Source organism: Oribacterium sp. HCP28S3_H8, from assembly GCF_052064775.1.
Lineage (GTDB): Bacteria > Bacillota > Clostridia > Lachnospirales > Lachnospiraceae > Oribacterium.
This window is the reverse complement of the sequence record NZ_JBQHUZ010000007.1, coordinates 89,786-116,744: the sequence shown is the minus strand read 5'-3', so window position 1 is coordinate 116,744 and position 26,959 is coordinate 89,786. Positions and strand designations below refer to the sequence as shown.

Below are 26,959 nucleotides of genomic sequence, written 5' to 3'. Positions count from 1 at the left end.
CGCCTTATAAACAGTAATACAAATGAGGACAGCTTAACCGGCTGTCCTTTTTGGTTGGAAAAATTAATCAGATTGGAGGTGAGCCTGAGTGACGGAAAAACAAAAAAGATTTGCAGATGAGTACCTGATTGATTTAAACGCTACACGGGCTTACCGGGTTGCGTATCCTTCCGTAAAGCGAGATGAGGCAGCTGCTGTAAACGCTAGTAAGTTGCTAAGAAATACTAAGGTTTCAGCTTATATTTCTGAACGCATGGAAGAGCGTCAGAAGCGAACAGAGATTACACAGGATCGTGTGCTCCAGGAGCTTGCGGCAATCGCGTTCACAGATGTTACTGATATTGTATCAATCAGTAATGGAAATGTTCGAGTAAAAGATACTTCCGAATTAACTGATTCGCAAAAGAAAGCCATTGCCGGGATTAAGGTAGATAAGTTTGGAAATATTGAAATTAAAATGAATGACAAAGAAAGCGCGCTTGAGCTGCTTGGCAGACATATGGGGTCATGGGTGAATAAAGTTGAAATATCCGAGATTCAGACAGAGAAATCCAGGTTGGACGATATGATCGGTCAGATGCAGGAGAGTAAGTAATGAGTACTGACCGGTTGCTATTGTCAGAGAAATACAAGGCTTTTATCCGGTGCAAAGCTTCTGCAGAGTTCCTTGAAGGAACAACATATGCTGGCAAGACCACCGTCGGGCTTTTCAAGTTTGTCCTTAAGTGTGCAGAATCATCTAAAAAGCTTCACATCCTGGCAGCCAAGGATACCGGTACTGCTGAGAAAAACATCATCAACAAAGACCTTGGCATCCTGGATGATTTCGGTATTCTGACAGAGTATAACGGCAACGGGTCTAAGGATGATAAGATTCCGCATATAATTCTGCATACCAGTAAGGGAGATAAGATCATCTATGTGCTTGGATATGGAGATAAGCAGAAGTGGCAGAAGGCGCTTGGCGGACAGTACGGATGCTTGTACATTGACGAGATCAATACGGCAGATATTGACTTTGTCCGAGAGGCAGCAATGCGATGCGATTATCTTATGGCAACGCTTAACCCGGATGATCCGTCACTTCCGGTCTATAAGGAGTACATCAATCACGCGAGACCACTTTCGGAATGGGAAAAAGAGACGCCACAGGAAATAAAAGATGAGCTACGAGAAGAACCAAAGCCCGGATGGGTGCACTGGTTCTTTTCTTTTGCCGATAATGCCACTCTGACCAAGGATAAGCTGGATCAGATCATGATGAATACGCCCCGCGGCACAAAGATCTGGAAGAACAAGATTCAAGGGCTTAGAGGACGTGCCACAGGACTTGTATTTCCTGTTTTTGATGAAAAGACAATGATTGTTACCCCTGAGTGGATAAAGGCTGAAATAAAGGCAGGAAGGATTAAATTCCAGCGTTTCACAACCGGACTTGATACGGCGTATTCCAGTAAGTCACCGGACACCATCGCGATGATGTTTATGGGAATCACAGAGGACCGTAGGCTGATCGACCTTAAGGAAAAGGTTTATAACAACCGGGATCTGTCCAATCCGATAGCACCGTCAGATACGGTGGTTAAGTTTCTCTCATTCCTGGAGGAATGCCGGAAGGAATACGGATTTGGCAGAGATGTATTTGTTGATTCGGCAGATCAGGCGACCATTACGGAGCTTCAGAAATACAAGCGCCTGAACGGATGCATTTATGATTTTTACAACAGCTACAAGAAAGTGGCAATTATTGACCGTATCAAGCTTGTTCTTGGTTGGATGGTGCAGGGAAAATACCTGGTATCAACTGATTGCCCGGAGCATATCCGAGAGCTGAATACTTATTCCTGGAAAGAGGATAAAGATGAACCGGAAGACGGACATGATCATACGATTAATGCGTCACAGTATGGTTGGATCCCATTCAGAAAGATAATTGGAACAGAGGAGAAAGAGGAGTGAATTGGTTGGATAACATTAATGACAAATTAAAAAGGACGGTACGGTCCTGGCTGCAGATCCAGCCGTCAAGCCCTTATAACATTCAGATTCAGGAGCTTGCAGACTTTGACCTTTGTGCGATTCGTAACCGGATATGGTACAGAGGAGACAGCAGTGAGCTTCAGCAGATGTATGCGCAGTGTCAGGAGTATGCGGACCGGTTCAAGTTCTGGGCGTGCAAATCGACACCTGGCATGGAGATCAGAAAGATCCATACCGGACTGCCAAAGCTTATCGTAAATACCTTATGTGCTATCACTTTGGCAGATATGTATGATTTTGACTTTGATAATGATGTACAGAGCCAAACCTGGGAGGAAATCGATAAGGAAAACAACTTCCGTTCCATCATGGAGGATGCACTAAGAGACGCACTGACGGTTGGTGATGGAGTTTTCCGTATCATCCTGGATACCTCGGAAAGTAAGCATCCGATTATTGAGTGGGTCCCGGGTGAACGTGTGGAGTACATCCGCAAATACAGAAGAATCCATGAAATTGTGATCCGGATTCCGTATCCGGACAATCATGTCCTGCTTGCACATTACGGAAAAGGATACATCCATCATGAGCTGTACAAGGGTGACACTTTGCAGGACATAAAGACCTATCCTCCGACAGCAGGAGTAACAGACTGGCAGTTTGATGAAGGTCTGATGCTTGCTGTGCCATTCATGATATTTAAGAACGCACGTTTTGAAGGCAGAGGCGGGAGTATCTTTGACAGTAAGCTGGATAATTTTGATTCATTTGACGAAATCTGGTCTCAGTGGATGGATGCTCTTCGGGCGGGACGTGCAAAGACGTATGTTCCGGAATCCTGTATTCCGAGGAACCCCAATACCGGAGAACTGATGCGTCCGAACTCATTTGACAACCGGTTTATTGCCGGTTCTGACAATATGAGCGAGAACGGAAAAAATACGATTCAGACAGAACAGCCTGCAATCCCACATGACAGTTACCTTGCATCATATGTCACAGCCTTGGATCTCTGCCTGCAGGGAATCATTAGCCCATCAACGCTTGGTATTGATACAAAGAAACTGGATAATGCAGAAGCTCAGAGAGAAAAGGAAAAGACCACGTTGTATACACGTCAGGCAATTGTGGACGCAATGCAAGCACAGATTCCAGATCTTATCAGCCAGTGTATCAATGCAGAGAATGTTTTACATCATAAAGCGCCGGAAGACGTTAAGGTAACGCTTCCGTTTGGAGAATATGCTAATCCGTCCTTTGAAGCACAGGTTGAGACCCTTGCCAAAGCAAGACCCGGCACAGCGATGATGTCTATTGAAGCACAGGTTGAGGAGCTGTACGGAGACAGTAAGGATGATGAGTGGAAACAGGAAGAGATCGAACGTCTTAAGGCTGAGCAGGGTGTTACGGCAATGCAGGATCCATCTGTCAGCATGGATGCAGGAGAATTTTCCGTAAGTTTGGAGGATGACAATGAAAGTGAAGGTAATGAACCACCTGTACAAGATGGGAAAGACGGAGTACAGAAAGCTCCTGCAAATCGCAAGTGAGCAGGTGCCGTTTGGAATTTACGCTATTGAAAAGAGTGATTATGCAGAACTTAGGAATGATCGGTGCGTAAGCATTACTCAGCTAAAGTCGTTAATCCGTAAGTTCAGCTCTCAGGGTTTCAAGGTGTATGCGAATAAAGAACATCTTGCAAAGTATGCTGCGGAAGGGGCGTTGATGAGTGCAACATGAATATGACATTTCTAAAGCGTTCGCCGCTATCGAAAATCAGCTGATCGCGTCCATGATCCGTAACCTGGATCATCACAGGGCAGAAGAAACCAAAGAAGGGATACAGTGGACGCAGTGGCAGGTTGAACAGTTGAAATATCTTGAGAAGTATAAAAGGGATAATCAGAAACGCTTTTCCGAACGGTTCCAGAGCATCAACCGATCTATTGAGGAAATGATCCGGGAAGCCAAGAATCGTGGAGGAATGAGCCAGGAAATCAGAATCCTGGAAGCAATCCGTAAGGGATTCATTGCATCACCTGCATCCGAAACCATGAGTGGAAAGTTCTTTATGTTGAACCAACGGAAGTTGGAAGCGCTGATAAAATCCGTCACTCAGGATATGGAGAGGGCGGAAATCGCGATTCTCCGCAAAGCTGATGATGATTACAGGAAAGCAATCTACAATGCGCAGGTATATGCCAACAGTGGCGCAGGAACCTATGAGCAGGCCGTGGATATGGCAACCAAGGATATGTTGTCCAGAGGTCTTAATTGCATAGAATACGCTAACGGTGCAAGGCACACGCTTTCAGATTACGCAGACATGGCAATCCGCACTGCCAGCAAGCGGGCATACCTTCAGGGAGAGGGTGAGGTCAGACGGAAATGGGGAATCCATACCGTAATTGTCAATAAGCGGTCAAATCCCTGTCCACATTGTCTGCCGTTTGTCGGCAAGGTATTTATTGACGATGTATGGAGCGGAGGGAAAGCTTCTGACGGAAATTATCCATTGCTTAGTACAGCAATAGCAGCAGGTCTTTACCATCCAAGATGCAAGGACAGCCATACAACGTATTTCCCTGGTATCAGTACTCCGCCGGATGCAAAGTACACACGTTCGGAAATCCAAGAGATAGAAGATAATGAACGGCGTGAGACAAAGGAACAATATGCACAGAGGCAGATGGAAAAGTTTGCCAGGCTTTCAGAGTATTCACTGGATCCGGAAAATAAGAGGGTGTATGGGAAAAGGGCTGAGCAGTGGAAACATGTGCGTTTTAAAACCGGTGAGAAAAGTGCGGAAGAATATGTTGAACTCCAGCGGTTTAGAGAAGGTTTTAATGCAGTAAAAACATCGCAGGTAGTTGAAATTCTTCGAAAGGATTCTGAGGGATGGATCAGCGCACTTACGGATTTTGAGAAGATTGCAATTCAGAAGTATACTTTTAATCCGGGAGATAAAAAGCATGACCGATTCTTTGAACGGATTAATTCTATGCTTTTCAAGAGAGATACAGATGAAAGGTTACAGAGATATGCTGACGCAATAAGTTCTTCAATAAACAAAAACCGGTTGAGGAGAAACATCGTTGTATTCAGGGGAAGCGATTACGACCTTAGTGTCGGTAAAGAGAGAGGAGAAATTTTTAAGGTTGACCCGTTTACAAGTACGTCGGCTATTGAAACGAGAGCATTGAAGGGAAATTATCATTTTACGATTTACGTAAGAGGTGAATCGAGGGCTGCATACGTGGAGTCGTTAAGCCTGTTTCCTAATCAACGCGAAGTATTGATTGACAAAGGAACAATTTTTAGAGTATTATCAAGACAAGGAAACAATGTGATTTTAGAGGTGATAAAATGAAAAAATCCAATGACAAACCGTCTCTTGAAGAGCACCTCGATGCCTTGTCTAAGGAGTACATCGTAGGGCGCGACCTTACCAAGAAAGAACTCGAAGAGTTAAAAAAAGAAGGGCGTATTTGATGCCATCAGTCAGTAATGACTGGTGGTATTTTTGTACAGTTTTTTAAGGAGGAGTTTTACTCGTAATAAAAAATAAGGTTATCCGGTATCCAGCTCATTAGAGCTCTGGGGACGCCGAATAACCTTATTAAGATCTCACTTATAGTATACATTATAGTGAGAAAAATCAAGAGAGGAGCAACACATGATGGACCCTGATGATATCTTCTTTTCGTGCATCATCCCTGCAGTAATAGCATTCTTAGTAACCATACTGATCCATGTATCAATACTTCTGTCATGATGGTAACCACAATAGGACACACGACAGAGGAAAGGAAGACAGTTAAAATGACATCTCGTCTATACTCGTTATAGGAAATCCCCATAAACGTAAGAGAGAAGTCATCCGGCGATGTATCCGGGTACTGACGTATTGCGAGACCTTTTGAAACGAGATCATCGACAAGAAGAAGTGCATAGCCATAGTCAAAAGACAGCTCATCGGCAATGCGCTTTACAGAATAATGATTGTCTTGCCAGTCTGAATGGCTGTTAGTTACAGCTTTTAGAAACCGACGCTCGTTTTTTGTTATCCGGATCATAAAGAAACCTCATTTTTTGTTTATATCATATCATGAATGCAAAGCATCGGCTATTCAGTCGGTGCTTTTATTATGCCCGAAGGCGTAAAACTACCCGGAGACACCGGGCAAACAACTGGGTAACTAATTGTGTGAGACACACGTAAAACAGGAGGACAAAAAATGTCAGAACAGATTAATCAGACACCTAGCAACAACCCACAGTCACAGCCTACCCCTCAGCCCGCACCGACACCACAGCCACAGTCGAATGGCGGGAATGGTGGATTCAGCTTTGATTATGAGAAGCTTGCGCAGATCATCACCGGGCGGACAAGCTCCGCAGAAGATGCGGCTCTCAAGGGCTATTTCAAGCAGCAGGGACTCAGCCAGCAGGAAGTAGAATCTGCGATTGCACAATATAAGCAGCAGAAGGCAGCAAATACTCCTGATGTTGGAGCGATGCAGACTAAACTGGATGCAGCACAGCACCAGCTGACAGCGGCAAAGGTTGAAAACAGCGCTACCATGATTGCAGTGGAGCTTGGATTACAGCCAAAGACCGTGCCGTATGTGTTAAAGATGGCTGATCTGACAAAGACCGTAAAGGATGACGGCACCATTGATGAGGAAGCTGTCAAGAATGCAATCAACAAGGTGCTGGAAGATGTACCGGCACTGAAACCTTCCAATACCGGCTCAAATGGATTTATCCAGGTGGGTGCCAAAGGGAAAGGTGATCAAACTAACAACGAGGACGCACTAAAGAAGGCGTTCGGACTTTAAAAGAAAGGTGGTAACTTATGGCAGTTTATGACTATGCAGAAAGCTTCAGCAACTTACTTGAGCAGAAGTATGCCAAGGAGCTTTGCTCTGATGCTCTTTCTAAGAGTAATCAGCAGGTAACATTTATTAATGCTCAGACAATCAAGCTTCCGAGAATGACCGTATCCGGTTACAAGGATCACACCAGAACTCCGGGATTTAATGCCGGTACGCTTTCCAATGACTGGGAGCCGAAAAAGCTTGAGCACGACAGAGACATTGAGTTCTTTGCTGATCCGATGGATATCGACGAGACCAATCTTACGCTGTCTGTAGCAAATATCCAGAACGTGTTTGAGACTGAGCAGGCGATCCCGGAGAAGGACTCTTACCGATTCTCTAAGCTCAACAGCGAACTTACAGCTAAGAGCGGCAAGGTGGATAAGACCGCGATTACAGCGGCTAATTTCCTTGAAATCTTTGATGATGCAATGGCATACATGGATGAGGAGTCCGTGCCAGAGGAAGGCAGAATGCTGTATGTCACACCAACCATGCAGAAGATCGCCAAAGAGGCACAGGGAATTGAAAGAACCATTGCGGTGTCTGCACCGAATAACATTGTAAGAACGGTTCATTCCCTGGATAATGTGACCTTCAAAATGGTTCCAGCTGCCAGGATGAAGACAAAGTATAACTTCACTGATGGATGTGTGGCTGCATCTGATGCTGACCAGATCAATATGATCCTGATTCATCCTTCCTGCGTTGTATGCCGTGACAAGTATAGCTACATTAAGCTGTTTACTCCGGGCACCGATTCCAGAACTGCTGATGGATATCTGTATCAGAACCGTAATTATGGAGATCTGTTCCTCCTGGATCGAAAGGTTGCTGGATGCTGGATGAATATTACAGCACACGCTTAAGGAGGTAAGCCATGTTAGCAATAAAGGGGAACCGGGAATATAACGTTTCTGATGTGAATCAGAAAATGTATCAGGATTCCGGTTATGACATCTACGATGATTCCGGAAAGCTGATTGCTTACGGCAGGGGTAAAACCGTACCGTATGAGGACTTTGCAAAGCTCCAGGCAGAGAATGATGCATTAAAAAAGTCGGCTGTGTCCAAGAAATGAAAGAGGTAAAGCATGGCTTATGTAACGACCGAAGAATTTACTCAGAGGTGCGGGACAGGGGCGGTGCCTTCTGATCAGCTTGAAAGACTGCTGGATCATGTAAGTCGTGAGGTGGATTCCCTGACCTATAACAGGGTTATGGGAATCGGATTTCAGAATCTTACGGCTTTTCAGCAGGAAACGATCCGTGAAGTGATATGCCGACAGGTGGTATTTGAGCAGGAAAATGCGGACATGATTGATTCTGTACTTTCCGGCTACAGTCTTAACGGCGCTTCCGTGCAGTTTGGGCAGAGTTGGAATGTGTTCATGGAGCGGGGTGTAGCCATGAGAAGAAGTGACTATGCTCTGCTCTGTCAGACCGGGCTTTGCTGCAGGGCGATTTGAGGAGGCATTACATGATGTATCCGTGTCTTGTGCCCAAAATTGTATGTAAGACCCCGATAAGCATCCACATTGAATCAGAGGAGCTTACAGTTGAGGGCGATCCAAAGTATGTAAAAGACATTGAGTGCCTGTGCAACTGGCAGGATCATGCAAAGACCGTTCTCACTACTGAGAAAAAGCTGATTGAGGTTAATGGAACGGCATTGATCCCGGGAGACATTGCACCGGATATTCCGGCGATTAGCGGAGGAACGGTGCAGATCTTTGGACAGGAGCGCAGGATTGTATCCGGCAGGAAAAACCGAAATCCGGACGGCACTGTGAATTACTGTACGATTGAGGTGATCTGATGGAAGTAAAATCTACTGTAAATATGAATTGGGCAAAAATTAACCAGTTGACTAGAGCGGCTGTCACTGCCTTGGAGGAGACAGCGGAAGCACTGCATACAGAAGTTGTACAGGCGCAGGTTATGCCGTTTGATGATCCCCAAATCATAGAAAAGAAAGTGTATGGAAAACGTGGGCAATTTGCCAAGAATGGAAGAGAGTATAAAGGAAAAATAATCCATGAGAAAGTACACGGAGGAGGGCATCTGCAGAATGAAGCAACTTTTGTGGATTATAGCGATTCCAGGAACGGTAAAGTAACCATTGCTTCCAACACTCCCTATGCAAGACGGCTCTATTATCATCCGGAATATCATTTTGACAAAGGAGAAAATCCACACGCCGGTGGTGAGTGGTACAAAAGTTGGATTTCTGGAGGCAGTAAAGCAAATTTCGCAAAAAATACATTTAAAGTGTTATACCGAAAAAACGGAGGGCTGTGATGCTGAGACTTAAGGATATAAGAAAATATATTGCAGGACTTGGCATTGTATCAGACGATCATGTCTACATCGGGAAGTTGGATAATAAAAAGGACTGCTCCATCGGAGTGTACCATCGGAAAGCCGACGGACCGCCGGAAGTTCCTCTTGGTGGCATGCAGTACAGGTCCTATGAAATCACGCCAGTTTCACTATTGATACATTGGAATAAAAGCGTATCTGCCGCAGAAGATGCAGCTATTAAGCTTTACGAGAAACTGACCAATGAAACATCTCCAGTCATAGGAGATAAAGAAATCCGATTTTTTGCGATGCAGACACCAGGACCGGTGGATGTTGGGACTAATGATAGTGGAATTTATGAATATGTCATTTGGTTTGACATAATCAGTGAAAGGAGAAATTAATTATGGCAGAAACAACCGGAAAGGTGTACCCGGTACACAATAACGTTTTTAAATTTGGAATCAAAGGGTTAGCCAGTACAGATGTTGACATGATGATGCCAAAGGACCTAGAGAACTTTGCACCTTCTATCGACGGAACCGTTGAAGAGTGGTTTGCAATGGATGCCGGAGGATGGTCCAAGGCAGCAATGACAGGTAAGAAACTGTCTTTTTCTTTTAAGGGTAAGAGATCCGTTGGGGATCCTGGTAATGATTATATTGCCGGTCTTGCCTGGAAGTTCGGACAGGATGTTATGACAAAGTTTGAATGGACGATGGTGTCCGGCGCAAAGCTTGCATGTGATGTTGTAGTGAATGTAAAGACACCTGGAGGCGGAGACACCACCAATATTGATTCACTTGAATTTGATGTGCAGTGCTACGGCAAGCCGGATTTTACAGATGCACCAGCTGCCTGAGCAGAGGGAAAGATAAATGAGAAAGATTGATATCACAGAAAAATTATCCTTTGAAGAAAATCCCGAACTTGTCATTAAGGGCAAAGAACTTACAGTTAACTCCGATGCGCCGACGGTCCTCCGTGTAATGGGAATCATGGGAGAAGATAATCCTGGAGTAAAGGAAATTCTGCAGGCTTATAACCTGATCTTCCCGGAAGATGCACGTAAGACCATTGATGACATGAAACTGTCCCTTGCGGATCTCATTACAGTAATCCGTGAAGCCATCAACCTTATTGTGGGAGATATCCCGGAAAAAGAGCAGTGAGCCGTACTATGACTTGATTGATGACTGGGATCTGATAGTGTCCAGCTTCCTATCACAGTACGGCATCCGTCTATCGACAAAGCAATTTGAGACAGTCAGCTGGGATGAGTTTATATCCCTGCTGAAAGGTATCAGTCCGGACACAGCCCTTGGCAGGGTAGTTGAGATCCGGGCTGAAAAAAACAAGGATATATTAAAAAATTTCACTCCGGATCAGATGCGGATCCATGAAGAATGGGCAAGAAGAAATGCAGAAAAAATGACTGCACAGCAGTATGACAAAGAAATGCAGAATCTTGAGCGGATGATCGCGGAAGCATGCAGATAATGTCCCTTGCGTCCTTTTGGACGTAGGGGATTTTTTATGAGGTAAATACATGGCTGACAGCGTAGGAACAATAGGACTGGACCTGGTCGTTAATAAAAATGACTTTGTCCAGCAGATGAATGGAATCCAGGCTTTAGCCAAGAAAGCTGGTGCCGCCCTGGCAGGAGCTTTTGCAATCAAAAAGCTGGTGGATTTCAGCAAGTCCTGCATTCAGCTTGGATCTGATCTTGCAGAAGTGCAGAATGTCGTGGATGTGACATTCCCGCATATGGCATCACAGATTGATGATTTCGCTAAACGCGCAGCGGCTTCCTATGGCTTGTCGGAAACGATGGCTAAGAAGTATACCGGCTCTTTTGGAGCAATGGCAAAAGCGTTTGGATTTACGGAACGACAGGCTTATGAAATGGGTACCACATTGACAGGACTTTCCGGAGATGTGGCATCCTTTTACAACATTTCACAGGATGAAGCATATACCAAACTGAAATCCGTGTTCTCCGGAGAGACAGAAACCTTAAAGGACCTCGGAATCGTAATGACTCAGAGTGCCTTGGATGCGTATGCACTGGCAAATGGTTATGGGAAGACTACAGCCAATATGTCAGAACTTGAAAAGGTAGCTCTCCGGTATTCATTTGTCCAGGATCAGCTGAATGCTGCAGCTGGAGACTTTAGCAGGACTTCCGGAAGTTGGGCAAACCAGGTGAGACTTCTCCAACTGCAATTTGACAGCCTCAGGGCAACTATCGGACAGGGACTCATTGCGGCGCTTTTGCCAGTAATCCAGGTATTGAACGCTTTGATCGGAAAGCTTATATCAGCGGCTAACGCTATCAAAGCTTTTTTTGCCTTGTTAGGAGGTGGTGGCAAAGGCGGAGTCAAAGCAATGGCTTCCGGAACAAAGGCACTGTCAAGTGGCGCGGATGGGCTTTCCAAATCTCTTGGAGGTGCAGGAAATGCCGCAAAAGGCGCAGGAGGCGCTGCCAAGAAAGCAGGTGATGCGGCAAAACAGCTTGCCAAGGCAACACTTGGAATAGATGAGCTGAATATTGTAGAACCGAATAAATCATCCGGTGGCGGCTCTGGTGGATCCGGTGGCGGTGGAGGTGCCGGAGGAGGATATGCTGCAGATGATTTCGATATGGGCAGTATTGATGAAGGGGCAGATGCAGCTTCATCTAAGATCCAGGGAATTATCGACCGGCTGAATGAATTAAAAGGCATATTTACTGCAGGTTTCTGGCAGGGATTTGGGGATACTTCTGTATTCGACAGCATCCAGGACAATATTTCAAGGATCGGGAAAAGCCTGAAAGAAATATTTACGGATACGGAAGTACAAGCGGCAGCTAATGAATGCGCAAACAAAATAACGTATGCGTTTGGTCAGGTTGTGGGATCAATGGCAAGCATTGGGGCTACCATTGTGGATAACCTGACAGGGGCTATTGCAAACTACCTTGAGCAGAATAGTCAAAGGATAAAGAATTATTTAAAGTCTATGTTTGATATTGGATCAGACATAGCTGGAATGGTTGGGAATTACACTCAGGCATTAGCTGAAATATTTACAGTTTTCAGAAGCCCTGCGGCAAAACAAATCACGGCAGATTTGATAGGAATCTTTTCGGATTCATTCATGGGTGCTACTGAGCTTGCCGGTAAGTTCATCCGTGATATTGTCGGTATAATTACACGCCCAATAACAGAAAATGCAGGACAGATCAAAGACCGGATACAAGGACTGCTAACTGAGCTACAGCCTTATTTTGACAAACTGAAAGAGCTGATAGATCATCTTTGGGACGGACTGAACACAGCCTATGATACTGTGGCTAAACCGGTATTCGATGCATTTACTGATGCATTGAGCAGTGTTGTTAACTGGCTAACAGAAACACAAGACCGTTTTGATGGCGCTGTATCCGTTATTTCCGCATTTTTCGGAGCATGGGAGGTTATTAAGATTGGCGAATTTCTCATTAATGCTGGAGGAGTTGCGGGACTACTTAGCAGTATGACAGGCGCTTTTGTAAGTTGTACAGGGGCTATCCTCGGTCATGCGGCAGCTGTCATCGCAGATAAAGTAGAAACTATTGCTTTGGTGGGAATGTATACCGCTGATTTTATAGGCGGTATTGCCAGTGCCACGGTTGAGATTGTAAAACAAGGCATTCAGATCGCAATCACCACAGCAGCAAAAATTGCAGATACCATTGCACAGGCGGCAATGACAGCTGCAACGGTTCTGTGGAATACGATTTGTACCATTGCTACTGCTGTAACAACTGCTTTTGGAGCGGCAATCGCTTTTTTGACTAGCCCGATCGGGTTAGTAATTATAGCTATTACGGCACTCATAGCGGCAGGCGTTTTGCTCTATCAACACTGGGATGAAGTAAAAGCTTTTGCTGTTGAAACATGGAACGCAATAAAAGATTGCATTAACAATGCGATTGAGACAGTAAAGATCTTTGTTGCGGACACTATCGCGGCGATCAAAGCAAATTGGGAATTGGTATGGAATGGTATTAAAGTATTTATTACTACTCTATGGAATGCCATTAAGTCTACTGCAACAACTGTTTTTACCGCCATCAAGACTAAGTTATCAGAGATCTGGAATGCGATAAAATCAACAATTATTACCGTTTGGACTGCAATTAAGGATTTCTTCCAGAGGATATGGGACACGATCAAATCTCTTGTCAGCACTGCCATTGAAGCTGTGCGGACGACAATCAGCACCGCAATGGATTTGATTAAGTCCAATATCGACACAGTGCTTACCAATATCAAGTCAGCGTGGGAAACAGGCTGGAATGCGGTCAAGGATCTCACAAAGGCTGTGTGGGATGGAATCTGGGGAATCATCAAAGGAACAATTAACTCTATCCTTGGTGGTGTGGAAACCATGGTAAATGGAGTTGTTCGGGGCATCAACCGAATGATTGAAGCACTGAACAGCATTGATATTGACATTCCTGATTGGGTTCCTGGAATTGGTGGAAATTCATTTTCCATCAATATACCAACTGTCCCAGAGGTATCACTGCCAAGACTTGCAAACGGTGGATTTGTTCGGGCGAACACTCCACAGCTTGCTGTCATCGGTGATAACCGGAGGCAGGGAGAAATCGTATCTCCGGAAGATAAGCTCCAGGCTATGGCAGATCGGGCGGCAGGACTGGCACGTAACAGTGACGGCATGTCAGCTGAACAGGCAAACCGGCTGATTGAGCTGATGGAAATGATCCTGTCAGCGATTGAAGCTATGCATCTGACAGTAAATCTTGACAGCAGAGAATTACAGGACGGACTCGACCGGTTGAGAAGCAGGTCGGGGCTTGTTCTTAAAACATCATGAGGTGATGCATGGAAAGTCTGATAACAATAAACGGGCGGGAATTTCCCGCCCCGGACAATGATTTGAATTTTGCCATCTCTACACAGGTTAATTCCGGAAGAAATGCCAATGCAGAGGTGGTCGGTCAGATCGTTGGACGGAACCAGTATAAAATTGACAATCTGAAATGGTCAAGATTAGATGCTGCAACCTGGAGCGAAATGCTGCAGGAATTTAAAAATTTCTATGTTGTAGTGAAATTTCCGGACATGGAGACAAACGGATGGACAACACTCAAGATGTATCCCGGTAACAGAACGGCAACACCGGCTTCCATCGATCCGAAGACAGGGCTTCCGGACTGGTATAAGAATTGCAAGGTTAACATTATTGACTGTGGAATCATAGGAGACAAGTAATGCAGAGCGTATCGAATGCATATAAATATAATATCCGGAACGACCTCAGAAGACACTCCTACATGATGGTGACAGTCGGGGTTATCAATCAGCTGGCACAGAGAAATGCATTTGTTGATAGTGATGCATTTCCTACACACTGGCTGAGTGATTTAGACATGCCGTTTGGAAATACGAACTTTGAAGCTTACTATGCGACCGCAGAGGACAACTTTACTAAAACAGACGGAAGCTACTTCTTTGCGCCTCGCACCAGCCCCACAGCATTGTCTCAGGGTGCTGTGTCTAAAGATGTTATGGGAGCTGTGGCAATAGACTTCGGAGGGCTTACTTATAGCCTGAGAGGGTTAACCATTGAGTTTGGAGACTGCTATCCGGAAAGCTTTCAGATTATCGATAGTACCGGAAAAGCAATCTCTATAACTGGGAATGATTCCGAGCATTTTGTCTATGACGGAGTGATCCAGAATACCACATCTATTACCATCAAGCCGGTAAAGATGAGAGGAGGGCAGGACCGGCTGAGGATCCTACGGTTTACTGCCGGAATCGGTATTGTTTTTGGCAATAAGTCCATCATGGATTCTGACATGAAGGAAAATGTATCTCCATTGTCAGAATCTCTTCCGGCAATAGATTTTAAACTTACTGTTGATAATCGAAACGGTGATTGGAACATTGAAAATGATAAATCCACAATCAATTATCTTGAGAACAGTCAGACCGTAACCAGCTTTTACGGCTATGAGCTGGATGATGGCACAGTGGATTGGATGAAAGGAGGGACATTTCTTTTAAGTTCATGGTCTGCAGATGATGAGCAGATGAAACTGACAGCCGTTGACCGGTGGACAAAGCTAAATGATACCTATTACAAAGGGAAACTCTATCCGGATGGAATCACAGCTTATGATCTTGCAATATTGGTGTTTAAGGACGCTGGACTTACAGAAGACGATTATGATGTTGATACGTATCTGAAAGGAATTAAGATCTATAATCCTTTGCCGGTTGTGAAGCATTCAGAAGCACTTCAGCTTATTGCAAATGCCTGCCGGTGTGTTATGTATCAGAACAGAGATGGGAAACTAACCATCAAGCATTCATTCTCAGCAAAAAGGCTGCCTGACATGACGGTTTCTGCTAATCAGGAGCATGCACTGTCAAGGGTTGAAAAAATTGCCATTCAGTCGCAGAAGACAAGGTATGCACTGGCGAATCAGGACGTAACTCTTAGCGATGGAATTTATAAGTTCCATCCAAAGGATTCATCCGGCATACTGGATACTGGATTTATTTCAAGTACAGCGTCGGATGCATCGGGTAATTTTGAAACAGATCCGATTGTGATTATTACGCTGGAAGCATCATATCATTCATATGGTTTGCATATTAACTTCGGTGGAGCGGCACCTAAGGCAATGACTATTCGCACAATGCTTGCCGGATCCGCAGTAGAAACCAAGAGCTACAGCATTTCATCAAATGTATGGTCAACTGAGGACGAATTTAAAGAGTTTGACCGGATGGAGATAGAGATCACTAAGGGAGCACCGGAAGCTAATGTTTACATTGATTCTGTATCCTTTGGAGATGTGACGGATTATATGCTGGAATATAGTCATGAGCTGACAGACTATCCTACCGGCGAAAAGATCAGCAAGGTCAAAGAGCTTACCCAAATGATTTACAGCTACATCGTTTCCACAGAAGCGGCAAAGGAGCTGTACAAAGAAACAGTGGACGTCAGCGGGCTGTCAGAGATCACATTGACGTTCAGCAATGCGTCATACAATTACAACGCTTCAATTGCCGGAAAGACTGCGGAAATTAAGGAATCAGGAGCCCACTATGCTGTGCTGACAATTCCATCCGGTATATCCGGCACGGCAGAGGTAATCGTTAATGGTAATGAATACATCGTGAATGAAAAGACCTACCGGTACACAATCAATCAGACCGGCAGTGTTGTGAAATATGATAATCCGTTGGTTTCAACGATTGATCTTGCACATGATGTGGTTGAATGGGAAGGAGATTATAACTATTCAGATAGGGATTATAAGAAACTGAGTTATCGAGGGGATCCAAGAATTGACGCAAACGACATCCTGCTTTTGGAAAACCACTACATTGAACAATGCTTTGTTCGTGTGTATCAGCATGAGATTAAGTTTAACGGCGGGCTATCCGGCAGCATTTCAGCTCGGCGTGACATGCCGGTAGAGCATGGGAACTTTATTGGTGCAGTGGCTACTTTAGCGGCGAAAAAATCCAATACTGCAGATAAGGCAACATCTGCGGAGTCGGCAGCGTCAGCGGTAAAAGATTCTGAGGGGAATGTTATTGTTGACAACTATGTACCATATAGTCACATACAGAATAATCTAGCTACAACAGAAGCCGGATATGCATTGGATGCAAGACAGGGAAAGGAGCTGTTAGATAAGATAAATTCGTTAAACTCTAATTTAACGAATAGATTCTATCCAGTTGGCTCAATTTATATGAGTGTTAATAGCACCAATCCATCTGTACTGTTTGGTGGAAACTGGGAGCAGCTTAAGGACCGATTCCTTTTGGCTGCAGGATCCACATATGCTGCGGGCTCAACCGGTGGTGAAGCAACTCACACGCTGACTATTAATGAAATGCCAACACATTATCATGAGATTAATTTAAGAGCTCAAGGATATGATGGTTGGCCCCAATATACATCATATTATTATGGTTTCATGTTCCCATGGACACAAGAAGTTGGTTATCACGGCCCAAACTATACAGCTCATAGTACTACAGTTAGTAACGAGGCAAATACTAGCTCTGCAGGGACTTCATTACCTCATAACAACATGCCTCCATACCTTGCGGTCTATATATGGAAAAGGATTGCTTAATTCTTCGTTAAACAACGGTTTAACGAAGAAATTTCCGGTATTTTATTACTCGCAAAATACAGATAGAGCATACATTGGTAATCCGAGAATAATTGTTTTCAGCACAGGAATGAGAAGTACTATAAAGATAAACATAAAGGCCCATATTTTTGCATTAATTTTATGTGAAGCCAATAATTATATTGGTGGAGCATATTTATTGAGCTGTTATGGAGTAAATACAATTGTAAATGGCCGTGCGTCAATTTCAAAAAGTGATATTTATACAATTAACTCTGAACCATGGAGCACTATAGCAATAATAGATATGACCGGAAATATAGATGAAGATGACATCTCATTGTCATGAATGTACTACTTCAACCCATGGGGTCCATTTCCCATTTGTATGATTGACTACATTTCCTGTTCTGAAGTACATTGCAGGTCGGTCATACCTAAAACACAGTTGAGCTATAGTATCACCGCCACCATGTATGACAAGTAATTGACCATAATTTACTTGTGATGGGGTATCCGATAAATGGTCCTGTAAACGGTAAAATCCTGATTTCTGTATACTATTTAGGCTTGTATTGCCCGAAAACTGTGTAGTTGTTAATTCACTGCCATCTATCTTCTTCGTTAAACCGTTGTTTAACGAATTGATGCTTGAGTCTAGTTCACTCTTAGTATTCGTTAAATTAGAGTTTCGCGCATAATTACCCTTTGAAAGGAGGTAAACGTATATGAATAATTTTTTAAAGCTCAAAGACGGCACTATGATAGAAATTGAAGAAGATGCCACTTTAGAAAAAATTGTTTCCATTGCACCGGATGAAACAAAAGCAGTTGAAATCTGTAAGAAGATCACGGAAGACAATGTTTGCATGGTGGAATTTCAGAGATCCGGAGAGAACAAACCTTACGGGACTTATGAAAATGTTACCTTGTCGGATATTCCGTCCCGGCAGACAAAATCGGATGGAGCAGTAATTGTTACTATCCGGCTGAGAAAAATGACGGAGATTGAAACAGTTGTACATGATTTCAGGCAGTCTCAGGAGATGCAGAACGCAGTTCTTGATCAGATCCTGATGGGTGCAGAGTAAAAGAAAGAGAGGTATTAAAAATGGCAGCATATCTTGCTATGAGAATTGAAGGTGGACATCTTAATTACACCAAGGTGATAAGCAAATATCCACAGTATAAGGATGCAATTGATGAGATTCTTTTGTTGGATGGATATACTGTAAATTCCGATGGAACAATTAAAAAAGGCTAATTCTCAGGAGGTAAATTATGGCGTGGTCTACACCCAAAACCGACTGGAAAAGCACAGATTACTTTAACCGGTCGGATTATAACCGGATTAAAAATAACCTGGAATTTCTGCAAGAGCAGTCACTTAAGGTATTGAATCCATGCACCATAGCGGACATGGGCAACGATGTTACAGATCCTAACCACATATGGGATCCTGCTGAGTTTAATCTGCTGGAAGAAAACCTTAAACGGATTTTATCAACCAACCAGTTTGATAGCTATCAGCCAGGGACGGCACGAGTCTATACATATGATGGAAGCTTCATATCCTATACAGAATTAAACAGGCTTGAAAGCTGGATCGCAAGACTAGGTGATAATCTGACACAGATCTTAACTGACCGTAAGAGACTTTCTTTTATCCTTGGAGGAGGTGGCTTTTAATTGAAAGAACTAAAAACGAATTATAAAGATGCGGTTCACGATGGCAAGAAACAATATAAAATCACAACAACTAACGGAGTTAGTAACATTGATGATGTTACGACATACACGACAGCTGGGGATACTTTTGGAGCCGGAGATATTAACGAGACCAACGGGGCGATCAATCGGCTGGCAAGAAGACTAAGCGTAACAGTTCCAGCTTCCGGTTGGAGTGCATCTTCTCCATACACACAACGTGTGGCGGTAAGCGGAGTACTGGCGACGGATAGCGGAGAGTTTGCCTGTGACACAACGGCATCGGCTTATACATCAGGCAATGCCACATTGCGCGCAACGTTGAAAGCACAGGCAGGATTTATTGACCAGGCAAATTCCGAGGATGGATATGTTACGTTTATGTGTCGTGACTTCAAACCAACACAGGATTTGCCTATTGTTTTATTGGGGGCTTAAGCATGGGAGTATTCAGACCAAAAGGTGGAAGCGGAAGCAGTAATGTACTTTGTACAGCTGGAGCAGAAGAAATTCTTTCTGGATATACAGGGATCGGTAAGGATTCTCCACTACCGGTATCCGGAACACTGGCAGCCACAGGTAATGCACAGGCAGAGCATGTAGTTGAAAATGAGACATTTTATTCCGGCAATTTCAAAATAAAACAGACAGGGTCATTAAAACGAGTAGCAGCTATTGATTCGATGAACTCGGCTGTGCTAAGTGATGGAAAAATTTATGTAAGAATGACTCCAGGGGCTCACATTGACAAAGCATCTAGCGGATATCCAGAAATAAGCGGATCTGCAGATGCTTTTATTTCTGCACTTGGAATTGCAACGGCAACAAATTTTAATGCAGCCCAGTATACGTCCCAGCGGCTCCAGTTTACTTGGGCGAAACCTGACAGGAGCCAAAAGATGTGGTCTGGTATTCGGATCACAGCAAGGCAAGACCGCTATCCAAATGGTCCGGATGATTCATCCTACAAATGGGATTCCAATAGTGTGTATCTGATAACAGATGTTATCCCTAGTGGAAACTGGTATATCACAGTTTGGAACTACGTCACATGGGATAGTAACAGCCGGAGAACTTATGGAGGAATTGTAAGACAATTTACCTTTAATAATAGTGTGGTCAGTGGATCACAGAACTTTACTGGTTCCACAACATGGAGAGTCCCGGATGCTGTTAGATCCATACAGGTGTTTCTTGTTGGTGGAGGAGGTGGAACTCCAAACTTATCTAGTAACGGAGACAATTCCCAGTATGGCGGAGGTGCCGGAGGAGGATATACTAATTCGGCTTATATTGATGTTACTCCAGGAGAAACCTTATCCATTAATGTTGGAGCCGGTGGAGGAATCGGCGGAGACGGAAGCGCATCGTCTGTATATCGTGGTGGGACAAATTTGATTTCTGCTGACGGTGGGAAGGCTGGCGCTGATGGTGCACGCGGCGGATCTGGCGGATCTGGCGGAGGTGCTGGAGGATACTCGTATGGCGGACCTGGTGGCAGAAATGGTGGTAATGGCGAACCAAGCAAGGATTCATCTAGCGTTGGTATAGGGCAAGGTAGGTCAACTCACTGCCCTTGGGATGATATAGCCTATGCCGGAGGCGGAGGCGGTGGAAGTGCCAAGTATAATTACGGTGGTGATGCATGGGACGGTGGAGGCCGTGGAGGAGATTATGAAAGTGCTAACAGCGGAACAGCCAACACTGGCGGTGGCGCTGGAGGTGTCGGACATAACAGCAATCACAGTTTTGCTTCGGGTAAAACTGGAGGATCCGGAATCATAAGAATCAGATGGTAAATGGAGGATAAGACGATGACATCAAAATATGCACTGGTGAGTAAGGGAGATGTTAAAACCATCATTGTAGCGGTGACAAGGGAGGATGCAATCCATGTAGCAAAGGCTTGCTATGGCAATGATGCAGAGGCTATCAATGTGGATTACATCAATGTCTATCCCTTTGCAAAATACAGAAATGGGACATTTTTCAATGTCTCAGAGGATGGAACAGAAACAGAAGCAGAAAAAATACCCACAGACCTGCAGCGGATCCAGTCCGTAGAGGGTTTATCCGAACAATTAATGAATGCTTTGGCTGAAACGATTGGAGGTGTTAAGTAAAATGCTTGGACAATTTCAGATGGTAGTGATGAAGAAATACATCAAACAGAGGATGGACTCCGGTGAAAAACTGGAAGCCATCCTTTTATCTTGTACAAAACTGTCAGAGGAAGACAAGAATCAGATCAAAGAGGAGCTTGGCACCAAGGAATGACACAGTGGGATTTTATTTGGAAAGTAGTTCATGATGTGATGCCAATCAATAACCTTGGTACTACAGCAATGTTTATGGCAGTGATTCTTCTGTCAGTGTGGCAGATGCTTCCGGTTCCGGGCCATCCCTGGAGCTGGATAGCCAGGGGGATTGGCAGAGCAATTAATGCGGATATGGTTAAGGAGATTGGTGCGATTAAGTCAGAGCTTACGGTGATCAAGGAACGGCAGGATGAACAGGATCACCGAGATGCTGAAAGAGATGCAAAGAAAGCCAGATCAGAAATTTTAAGCTTTAACGATGAAATTCTTAATGGAATCCGGCATTCGGAAAAGATGTTTGATAATGCTCTCGATAACATCACGACTTATAACCGGTACTGCGCAGAACATCCCGATTTCATCAATGATCGGACACACGAAGCAGAGTCAAATATCAAAAAAATGTACCGTACTTGTGCGGATGAACACAGCTTTTTATAAGGAGGAAAAAATGTTACCTGACAAAATTTATGATGTTTTAAAGTGGATCGGACTAATCGCTTTTCCGGCAGTTGCCTGGTTCGTCGGACAGGTTGGTCCGGTGTGGGGGTGGCAGAATATTGATGCTACAGTTACCACACTAAATGCAATTGGTACTTTGATTGGTATCCTGATTGGAGTATCTACACTTAATTACAATAAAAAGTAACAGCATAGTGCTGTACTTATATATCCCGGATGGGAGAAAGGAAAAATTATGATTACAAGAGAAACCAAGAAAGACAGACCGTTCAAGAGATACGAAGGTATCGAGCATGATGCAAAGGGAGATTTCCATGGTCCGGACGATGAAGCCGACAAGGACCATGATGGAAGGCTCGACAAGAAGCCGGGCCTCGGTAAGAGCAAGGACTGACAGGAGGTGATCCTCTGTATCTCGGGACCGGACCGTAATCCGGTACTATAAATTCAGCCCAACCTTGTGTGCAAATAAGATTAAAAACTGAATATAGTAACTTACAATTGAATAAATTAACGACCGGGCACATTCTGTCCGGTCTATTTTTGTATGGAGGTTAAATTAAAAATGATCGCCAATTGTGGTAAAGATGAAAATAACCGGTACTCTGGTGGAAGAGCAGGGGATCAGACCGGACATGAGTGGGAAGTGATCCCATGGTATAACAGACCATGGAATGTAGTGCTAAGACATCCGGATCCGAGGGTTGGAGAAAGAATTGCAGACCTTGCGAGAATGGCCGCTCAAAATAACAACATAGGGTACGATCAGAGTCAGAGGTACACTTACTGGTATGCTTTAAGGAATGCCGGATATAATCCCTCCAAGATCGACGTTCTCTGCGAAGCTGACTGCTCTGCGGGGGTTGCGGCAAATGTAAAGGCTACCGGGTTCCTGATGGGATTAAAGGATCTGCAGGATGTTTCAATCTATGCCTATACTGGAAACCTTAAGCAGGTCCTCCGGCAGGCAGGATTCCAGGTGCTGACAGATCAGAAGTATCTAGCAAGTGATGAGTATCTGCTGCCGGGCGACATCCTTTTATACGAAGGGCATCATACTGCCGTGAACCTTGATCGTGGTTCAAAGGCAGGATCACAGGAACCGGTGCCCTATCCCTGTTGGGTGCAGTCCGGTGCAGACTGGTACTATCGCACGGCTGACGGAGTGAATGCTCACGGGTGGCAGAAGATCAACCATCACTGGTACTATTTCGACACAAGCGGCAAGATGCTCAAGGGATGGTTCCAGGTAAACGGAGAGTGGTACTACGGTCAGCCGGATGGACCACTTGAGGGAGCTCTATACCGTTCCGACAGCCGGGGCGCTATGGACATCTGGTATGTGGAATAAAAAGGACCGGGGCAGTAATGCCTCGATTTTGATCTTATTTTGCTGACATGATCAATCTTTCTATAATGTCAGACTTTGGTTTTTCAGTTTCGGCTGCGATATTATTCAGCTTTGAAATTGCAGCAGCAAAAAGCCGAATAGTCATAGTGTTTTTTATTGAACTTAAAAAAATTAGTCCAAAATTTTGTCCAATAATTGAAATAATGGCTTAAATACGTCATTTTTACCGGATTTAGTGCAGGTTCAAGTCCTGTTATCCGCAGACTGAAAAGGATGGCTTGAAATCGAGGAAAACGTTGATTTTCCTGAGGTTTCAAGCCATTTTTTTATGTTCATTATGATATTTGTTTAACATTTTGCAAAGAACTTGAGCGGGCGCATGCTTTGCGGTAATGGCGGGATATGATATACTGTAAATATTCCTTTGGAAAATTTATAAGATAACAAGATAATTTATAGAATAGAAGAGGTTCCTGTAACATGGCAGATATAAAAGAATTGATCAGGATTGCATTTGATGCCAGAAAATACTCATATACGCCATATTCACATTTCCGGGTTGGCGCGGCACTGCTTGCATCTGACGGAAAGATTTATCAAGGCTGCAATATTGAGAATGCTTCCTATGGCGCGGCAAATTGTGCAGAACGTACCGCTTTTTTTAAGGCGATCAGCGAGGGCGTCCGTGAATTTGATTCCATAGCCATCGTTGGAGGACCGGAGGATGCCACGGAATTTGAGTATTGCCAGCCGTGCGGTATTTGCAGACAGGTTATGGCTGAGTTTTGCGACCTTGACCATTTCCGCATTATCCTTGCGAGATCGACCGAGGATTACCAGGAGTTTCTATTGCGAGATCTGCTTCCACATGCATTTCTACCGGAGCAGCTGGATTCTGCAAGCCGGAAATAAGATCTATGATCACGGTGCGGTAGTCAACGGAACAGTAACTTTGACAGAGACACCAACATTAAAAGAAACATAATATATTACATAAACAGAGAAGTGATAAAAGGATTTAGGAGGATTTTTTATGTCTACACCACACAATGCAGCAGAAAAAGGCGACATTGCCAAAACGGTCCTGCTTCCGGGAGATCCGCTCCGCGCAAAGTATATTGCGGAAACGTACCTGGAAAATCCGGTATGCTTTAATACAGTACGAAACATGCTTGGCTATACGGGCATGTATAAAGGCAAGAGAGTATCTGTCATGGGCGGGGGCATGGGCATGCCTTCTGTAGGAATCTACTCTTATGAGCTCTACAATTTTTACGATGTGGATAATATCATCCGGATCGGTTCTGCCGGAGGACTGCAGGATGATGTGAATGTCATGGACATCGTAATTGCACAGGGGGCCTGCACGGATTCCAATTACGCATACCAGTATCAGCTTCCGGGGACGTTTGCGCCCATTGCGGATTTTGATCTTATGGAGCGGGCGGTTGCAGCGGCAAGAAGCATTGGAGCAAACGTTAAGGTTGGTAATGTAGTGTCCGCAGATGTTTTTTATAATAAATTTCCGGATGTGAATAAAAAGTGGGCTTCTATGGGCGCACTGTGCGTGGAAATGGAGTGCGCGGCACTTTATATGAATGCAGCCTATGCACATAAACACGCACTGGGCATCTTAACGATTTCGGATCATTTATTTAAACCGGGTGAACTAACGGCAGAGGAGAGGCAGACAGGCTTCCATCAGATGATGGAGATTGCTTTGGAAACTGCAGAATAAGAGGATACTATGATTAATTATTCTGAAACGAATCGTATGTACCACATTGATGTGGCTCCCGGAGATGTAGGAAAATACGTTATCCTTCCGGGGGATCCCAAACGCTGCAGGAAGATTGCAGCTTATTTTGATAATGCGCGCCAGATTGCGGATCATCGCGAATATGTGACATTCACCGGCACTCTCGACGGAGTTCCGGTCAGTGTGACATCCACAGGCATCGGAGGACCATCCGCATCTATTGCCATGGAGGAGCTTCGTATGTGCGGTGCGGATACCTTTATCCGTGTCGGAACTGCCGGGGGTATGGATCTGAAGGTACAGAGCGGAGACGTCGTCATTGCCAGCGGTGCGGTCCGGATGGAGGGCACTTCCAAGGAGTATGCGCCGATCGAGTGGCCTGCGGTTGCTGATTTTGAGGTCGAGACAGCACTCGTGCAGGCAGCAAAAAACCTTAAGTTCCGATACCATGTTGGTGTGGTAGAGTGTAAGGATGCCTTTTACGGACAGCATAAGCCGGAGGAGCTTCCCAATGGTCCGGAGCTCATAAGGAAGTGGAATGCATGGCTTAAGCTTGGATGTAAGGCTTCGGAAATGGAAAGCGCAGCATTGTTTACTGTGGCCGCCTGCCTGGGTGTACGCTGCGGCAGTGTACTGTTTATTATGTCCAATCAGGAACGAGCCAAGCAGGGACTCCCTAATCCGATTGAGCATGATACGGATAAGGCGATCCGGACAGCAATTGAAGCGATCCGTCTTTTGATCCGCCAGGATTCAAAATGAATAGCGTTACTGAACAGGAAGCCTATATGAAGCAGGCAATCCGTGAGGCGCGTAAGGCGGCGCGGAATGGAGATGTGCCGATTGGCTGTATTATTGTTTATGATGGCAGTGCTCCGCAGAGTAAGGCGGATATGCATGCTTCAGAGCTTGGCATTACGCCGGGAACTGTGATCGGCAAAGGTTATAATCGGAGAAATAAGGATCATAATGCTTTGATGCATGCAGAAATCATTGCCATTCGCAAGGCCTGCAAAAAATTCCAGGACTGGCGGCTGGAGGACTGTACGATGTATGTGACACTGGAGCCCTGTCCGATGTGTGCAGGAGCGATTGTGCAGGCAAGATTGCCCCGGGTTGTCCTGGGCGCAAGAAATCCCAAGGCAGGCTGCTGCGGATCGGTTATTGATCTTTTGCATCAGGACAGGCTGAATCATCAGGCGGAAATGACAGAGCATATACTTACAGAAGAATGCCAGGCACTGATGACAGACTTCTTTGCTGTTCTCCGGGAGAAAAAACTTAAGAAAATCGAGCAGGGATCATGAAAAACAGAAGATGCATCATTGTGGGCGCCGGGGATTTTTACGGCATACCTGTTGAAATCCAGAAGGATGATCTGGTGATCGCGGCAGATGCGGGATATGAATATTTAAAAGACAGAGGAATACGTCCGGATCTTATTATTGGTGATTTCGATTCCATGCAGGTGAAGGGGGTGAAGGGTGTTACCGGACCCGTATCCGGTCTTAGTATTTTTGCGGATGCGGAAAAAGCGGAATATATCCATCATCTGAAACACATGGAAATTGATGGTGTGGAGACCAGGGTGATCAATCCGGTGAAAAATGATCCGGATATGATGGCATGTGTCCGGATCGGACTGGCAGAGGGCTGCCGGGAAATGCATCTTTTAGGAGGAACAGGCAAAAGAGTGGATCATAGTATTGCCAATCTGCAGATTCTCGGATTCCTTGCAGGTAAAGGCTGCAGGGGATACCTTTACGGACGGGATCAGGTCATTACAGCGATCCGCAATACAAGCGTCTGTTTTTCTGGAACCATGCAGGGGTATCTATCGGTATTTTCACTGACGGATACATCCGAGGGAGTTACGGAGACAGGATTAAAATATGTTGTGGAGGACGTAACACTTAATAATCTGACTCCGACCGGGCTCAGCAATGAGTTTGTCGGCACAGAAGCAACTGTCTCTGTGAGAAACGGGACGCTGCTTCTGGTGTACGAATATCATTCCGCTTCTTGCATGTGAAT

Annotated in this window: 36 protein-coding genes; 35 read left to right on the top strand and 1 reads right to left on the bottom strand. The window is 44.7% G+C overall.

Features of this window, described 5'->3' with window-relative positions; translation table 11 throughout:
- Positions 1-88: 88 nt before the first annotated feature.
- From ACTNEN_RS09615 to ACTNEN_RS09595, 5 genes are all read left to right on the top strand, one after another.
- Positions 89-595 (top strand): terminase small subunit, encoded by a 507-nt coding sequence (locus ACTNEN_RS09615; protein WP_441206104.1) that lies wholly within the window; start codon positions 89-91, stop codon positions 593-595.
- Entirely contained in the window at positions 595-1,959 is a 1,365-nt protein-coding gene (locus ACTNEN_RS09610; protein WP_441206102.1) for a terminase, read from the top strand. Before ACTNEN_RS09615 ends, ACTNEN_RS09610 begins: the two co-directional genes overlap by 1 nt.
- Positions 1,956-3,530, top strand: a complete 1,575-nt coding sequence (locus ACTNEN_RS09605; protein ID WP_441206101.1) for a phage portal protein — start codon at positions 1,956-1,958, stop codon at positions 3,528-3,530. Before ACTNEN_RS09610 ends, ACTNEN_RS09605 begins: the two co-directional genes overlap by 4 nt.
- Before the next feature lie 179 nt (positions 3,531-3,709).
- Entirely contained in the window at positions 3,710-5,350 is a 1,641-nt protein-coding gene (locus ACTNEN_RS09600) for a phage minor capsid protein (RefSeq protein ID WP_441206100.1), read from the top strand.
- Complete coding sequence (locus ACTNEN_RS09595) at positions 5,347-5,472, top strand: hypothetical protein (RefSeq protein ID WP_441206099.1); 126 nt, start codon at positions 5,347-5,349, stop codon at positions 5,470-5,472. Before ACTNEN_RS09600 ends, ACTNEN_RS09595 begins: the two co-directional genes overlap by 4 nt.
- Positions 5,473-5,690: 218 nt before the next feature.
- Here the strand turns inward: ACTNEN_RS09595 and ACTNEN_RS09590 are convergent, their stop codons facing one another.
- Positions 5,691-6,056, bottom strand: coding sequence for a hypothetical protein (locus tag ACTNEN_RS09590; RefSeq protein ID WP_441206098.1), 366 nt, complete (start codon positions 6,054-6,056; stop codon positions 5,691-5,693).
- 162 nt (positions 6,057-6,218) lie between these two features.
- On the opposite strand from ACTNEN_RS09590, the gene ACTNEN_RS09585 reads away from it, so the two are divergent.
- The 30 genes from ACTNEN_RS09585 to ACTNEN_RS09440 all read left to right on the top strand — a co-directional run bounded on the left by ACTNEN_RS09585 (position 6,219) and on the right by ACTNEN_RS09440 (position 26,957).
- On the top strand, positions 6,219-6,821 hold the full coding sequence (locus tag ACTNEN_RS09585) for a hypothetical protein (protein ID WP_441206097.1): 603 nt from the start codon (positions 6,219-6,221) through the stop codon (positions 6,819-6,821).
- Positions 6,822-6,838: 17 nt separating this feature from the next.
- Complete coding sequence (locus ACTNEN_RS09580; protein ID WP_441206096.1) at positions 6,839-7,729, top strand: capsid protein; 891 nt, start codon at positions 6,839-6,841, stop codon at positions 7,727-7,729.
- A gap of 11 nt (positions 7,730-7,740) precedes the next feature.
- The gene (locus tag ACTNEN_RS09575) at positions 7,741-7,941 is read left to right on the top strand and encodes a hypothetical protein (RefSeq protein WP_441206095.1); all 201 of its coding nucleotides are present in this window, start codon (positions 7,741-7,743) and stop codon (positions 7,939-7,941) included.
- Positions 7,942-7,953: 12 nt separating this feature from the next.
- The gene (locus tag ACTNEN_RS09570; RefSeq protein ID WP_441206094.1) at positions 7,954-8,328 is read left to right on the top strand and encodes a hypothetical protein; all 375 of its coding nucleotides are present in this window, start codon (positions 7,954-7,956) and stop codon (positions 8,326-8,328) included.
- A gap of 11 nt (positions 8,329-8,339) precedes the next feature.
- Positions 8,340-8,678 carry a hypothetical protein gene (locus ACTNEN_RS09565; protein WP_441206092.1) on the top strand — a complete coding sequence of 113 codons (339 nt, stop codon included), beginning with the start codon at positions 8,340-8,342 and terminating at the stop codon, positions 8,676-8,678.
- Positions 8,678-9,160 (top strand): hypothetical protein, encoded by a 483-nt coding sequence (locus ACTNEN_RS09560; protein ID WP_441206090.1) that lies wholly within the window; start codon positions 8,678-8,680, stop codon positions 9,158-9,160. The genes ACTNEN_RS09565 and ACTNEN_RS09560 overlap by 1 nt, the downstream gene beginning before the upstream one ends.
- Complete coding sequence (locus ACTNEN_RS09555) at positions 9,160-9,567, top strand: minor capsid protein (protein WP_441206088.1); 408 nt, start codon at positions 9,160-9,162, stop codon at positions 9,565-9,567. Before ACTNEN_RS09560 ends, ACTNEN_RS09555 begins: the two co-directional genes overlap by 1 nt.
- A 2-nt stretch (positions 9,568-9,569) precedes the next feature.
- On the top strand, positions 9,570-10,025 hold the full coding sequence (locus tag ACTNEN_RS09550; RefSeq protein ID WP_441206086.1) for a phage tail tube protein: 456 nt from the start codon (positions 9,570-9,572) through the stop codon (positions 10,023-10,025).
- 16 nt (positions 10,026-10,041) lie between these two features.
- Positions 10,042-10,335 (top strand): hypothetical protein, encoded by a 294-nt coding sequence (locus tag ACTNEN_RS09545; protein WP_441206085.1) that lies wholly within the window; start codon positions 10,042-10,044, stop codon positions 10,333-10,335.
- The gene (locus tag ACTNEN_RS09540; protein WP_441206084.1) at positions 10,304-10,663 is read left to right on the top strand and encodes a Gp15 family bacteriophage protein; all 360 of its coding nucleotides are present in this window, start codon (positions 10,304-10,306) and stop codon (positions 10,661-10,663) included. The genes ACTNEN_RS09545 and ACTNEN_RS09540 overlap by 32 nt, the downstream gene beginning before the upstream one ends.
- A 49-nt stretch (positions 10,664-10,712) precedes the next feature.
- Positions 10,713-14,033: a phage tail protein gene (locus ACTNEN_RS09535; protein WP_441206083.1), complete on the top strand. Its 3,321-nt coding sequence runs from the start codon at positions 10,713-10,715 to the stop codon at positions 14,031-14,033.
- Positions 14,034-14,041: 8 nt separating this feature from the next.
- On the top strand, positions 14,042-14,431 hold the full coding sequence (locus tag ACTNEN_RS09530; protein WP_441206081.1) for a hypothetical protein: 390 nt from the start codon (positions 14,042-14,044) through the stop codon (positions 14,429-14,431).
- Positions 14,431-17,328, top strand: coding sequence for a phage baseplate protein (locus ACTNEN_RS09525; RefSeq protein ID WP_441206079.1), 2,898 nt, complete (start codon positions 14,431-14,433; stop codon positions 17,326-17,328). Before ACTNEN_RS09530 ends, ACTNEN_RS09525 begins: the two co-directional genes overlap by 1 nt.
- Complete coding sequence (locus ACTNEN_RS09520) at positions 17,321-17,677, top strand: hypothetical protein (protein WP_441206077.1); 357 nt, start codon at positions 17,321-17,323, stop codon at positions 17,675-17,677. The genes ACTNEN_RS09525 and ACTNEN_RS09520 overlap by 8 nt, the downstream gene beginning before the upstream one ends.
- 379 nt (positions 17,678-18,056) lie before the next feature.
- On the top strand, positions 18,057-18,419 hold the full coding sequence (locus ACTNEN_RS09515) for a hypothetical protein (RefSeq protein ID WP_441206076.1): 363 nt from the start codon (positions 18,057-18,059) through the stop codon (positions 18,417-18,419).
- Between the two features lie 20 nt (positions 18,420-18,439).
- Entirely contained in the window at positions 18,440-18,592 is a 153-nt protein-coding gene (locus ACTNEN_RS09510; protein ID WP_441206075.1) for a hypothetical protein, read from the top strand.
- 17 nt (positions 18,593-18,609) lie between these two features.
- Positions 18,610-19,017, top strand: coding sequence for a hypothetical protein (locus ACTNEN_RS09505; protein WP_441206074.1), 408 nt, complete (start codon positions 18,610-18,612; stop codon positions 19,015-19,017).
- Positions 19,018-19,473, top strand: coding sequence for a hypothetical protein (locus ACTNEN_RS09500; protein ID WP_441206073.1), 456 nt, complete (start codon positions 19,018-19,020; stop codon positions 19,471-19,473).
- A 2-nt stretch (positions 19,474-19,475) separates the two neighbouring features.
- Complete coding sequence (locus tag ACTNEN_RS09495) at positions 19,476-20,834, top strand: glycine-rich domain-containing protein (protein WP_441206071.1); 1,359 nt, start codon at positions 19,476-19,478, stop codon at positions 20,832-20,834.
- Positions 20,835-20,849: 15 nt separating this feature from the next.
- Positions 20,850-21,158, top strand: a complete 309-nt coding sequence (locus tag ACTNEN_RS09490) for a hypothetical protein (RefSeq protein WP_441206069.1) — start codon at positions 20,850-20,852, stop codon at positions 21,156-21,158.
- Between the two features lies 1 nt (position 21,159).
- Positions 21,160-21,312, top strand: coding sequence for a hypothetical protein (locus ACTNEN_RS09485; protein WP_441206068.1), 153 nt, complete (start codon positions 21,160-21,162; stop codon positions 21,310-21,312).
- Positions 21,309-21,794 (top strand): hypothetical protein, encoded by a 486-nt coding sequence (locus ACTNEN_RS09480; protein ID WP_441206066.1) that lies wholly within the window; start codon positions 21,309-21,311, stop codon positions 21,792-21,794. The genes ACTNEN_RS09485 and ACTNEN_RS09480 overlap by 4 nt, the downstream gene beginning before the upstream one ends.
- A gap of 10 nt (positions 21,795-21,804) precedes the next feature.
- A complete protein-coding gene (locus tag ACTNEN_RS09475; protein ID WP_441206064.1) occupies positions 21,805-22,002 on the top strand; it encodes a phage holin in 198 nt (65 codons plus the stop codon).
- A gap of 48 nt (positions 22,003-22,050) precedes the next feature.
- The gene (locus ACTNEN_RS09470; RefSeq protein ID WP_441206062.1) at positions 22,051-22,209 is read left to right on the top strand and encodes a hypothetical protein; all 159 of its coding nucleotides are present in this window, start codon (positions 22,051-22,053) and stop codon (positions 22,207-22,209) included.
- A gap of 171 nt (positions 22,210-22,380) precedes the next feature.
- Positions 22,381-23,166 carry an N-acetylmuramoyl-L-alanine amidase family protein gene (locus ACTNEN_RS09465; RefSeq protein ID WP_441206060.1) on the top strand — a complete coding sequence of 262 codons (786 nt, stop codon included), beginning with the start codon at positions 22,381-22,383 and terminating at the stop codon, positions 23,164-23,166.
- Between the two features lie 480 nt (positions 23,167-23,646).
- Positions 23,647-24,078, top strand: coding sequence for a cytidine deaminase (locus tag ACTNEN_RS09460; RefSeq protein WP_441206058.1), 432 nt, complete (start codon positions 23,647-23,649; stop codon positions 24,076-24,078).
- A 121-nt stretch (positions 24,079-24,199) separates the two neighbouring features.
- The gene (gene deoD / locus ACTNEN_RS09455; protein ID WP_441206056.1) at positions 24,200-24,904 is read left to right on the top strand and encodes a purine-nucleoside phosphorylase; all 705 of its coding nucleotides are present in this window, start codon (positions 24,200-24,202) and stop codon (positions 24,902-24,904) included.
- A gap of 9 nt (positions 24,905-24,913) precedes the next feature.
- Positions 24,914-25,687 carry a uridine phosphorylase gene (gene udp, locus ACTNEN_RS09450; protein WP_441206055.1) on the top strand — a complete coding sequence of 258 codons (774 nt, stop codon included), beginning with the start codon at positions 24,914-24,916 and terminating at the stop codon, positions 25,685-25,687.
- The gene (locus tag ACTNEN_RS09445) at positions 25,684-26,232 is read left to right on the top strand and encodes a nucleoside deaminase (RefSeq protein WP_441206053.1); all 549 of its coding nucleotides are present in this window, start codon (positions 25,684-25,686) and stop codon (positions 26,230-26,232) included. Before udp ends, ACTNEN_RS09445 begins: the two co-directional genes overlap by 4 nt.
- Positions 26,229-26,957, top strand: coding sequence for a thiamine diphosphokinase (locus ACTNEN_RS09440; RefSeq protein ID WP_441206052.1), 729 nt, complete (start codon positions 26,229-26,231; stop codon positions 26,955-26,957). Before ACTNEN_RS09445 ends, ACTNEN_RS09440 begins: the two co-directional genes overlap by 4 nt.
- Positions 26,958-26,959: the final 2 nt, after the last annotated feature.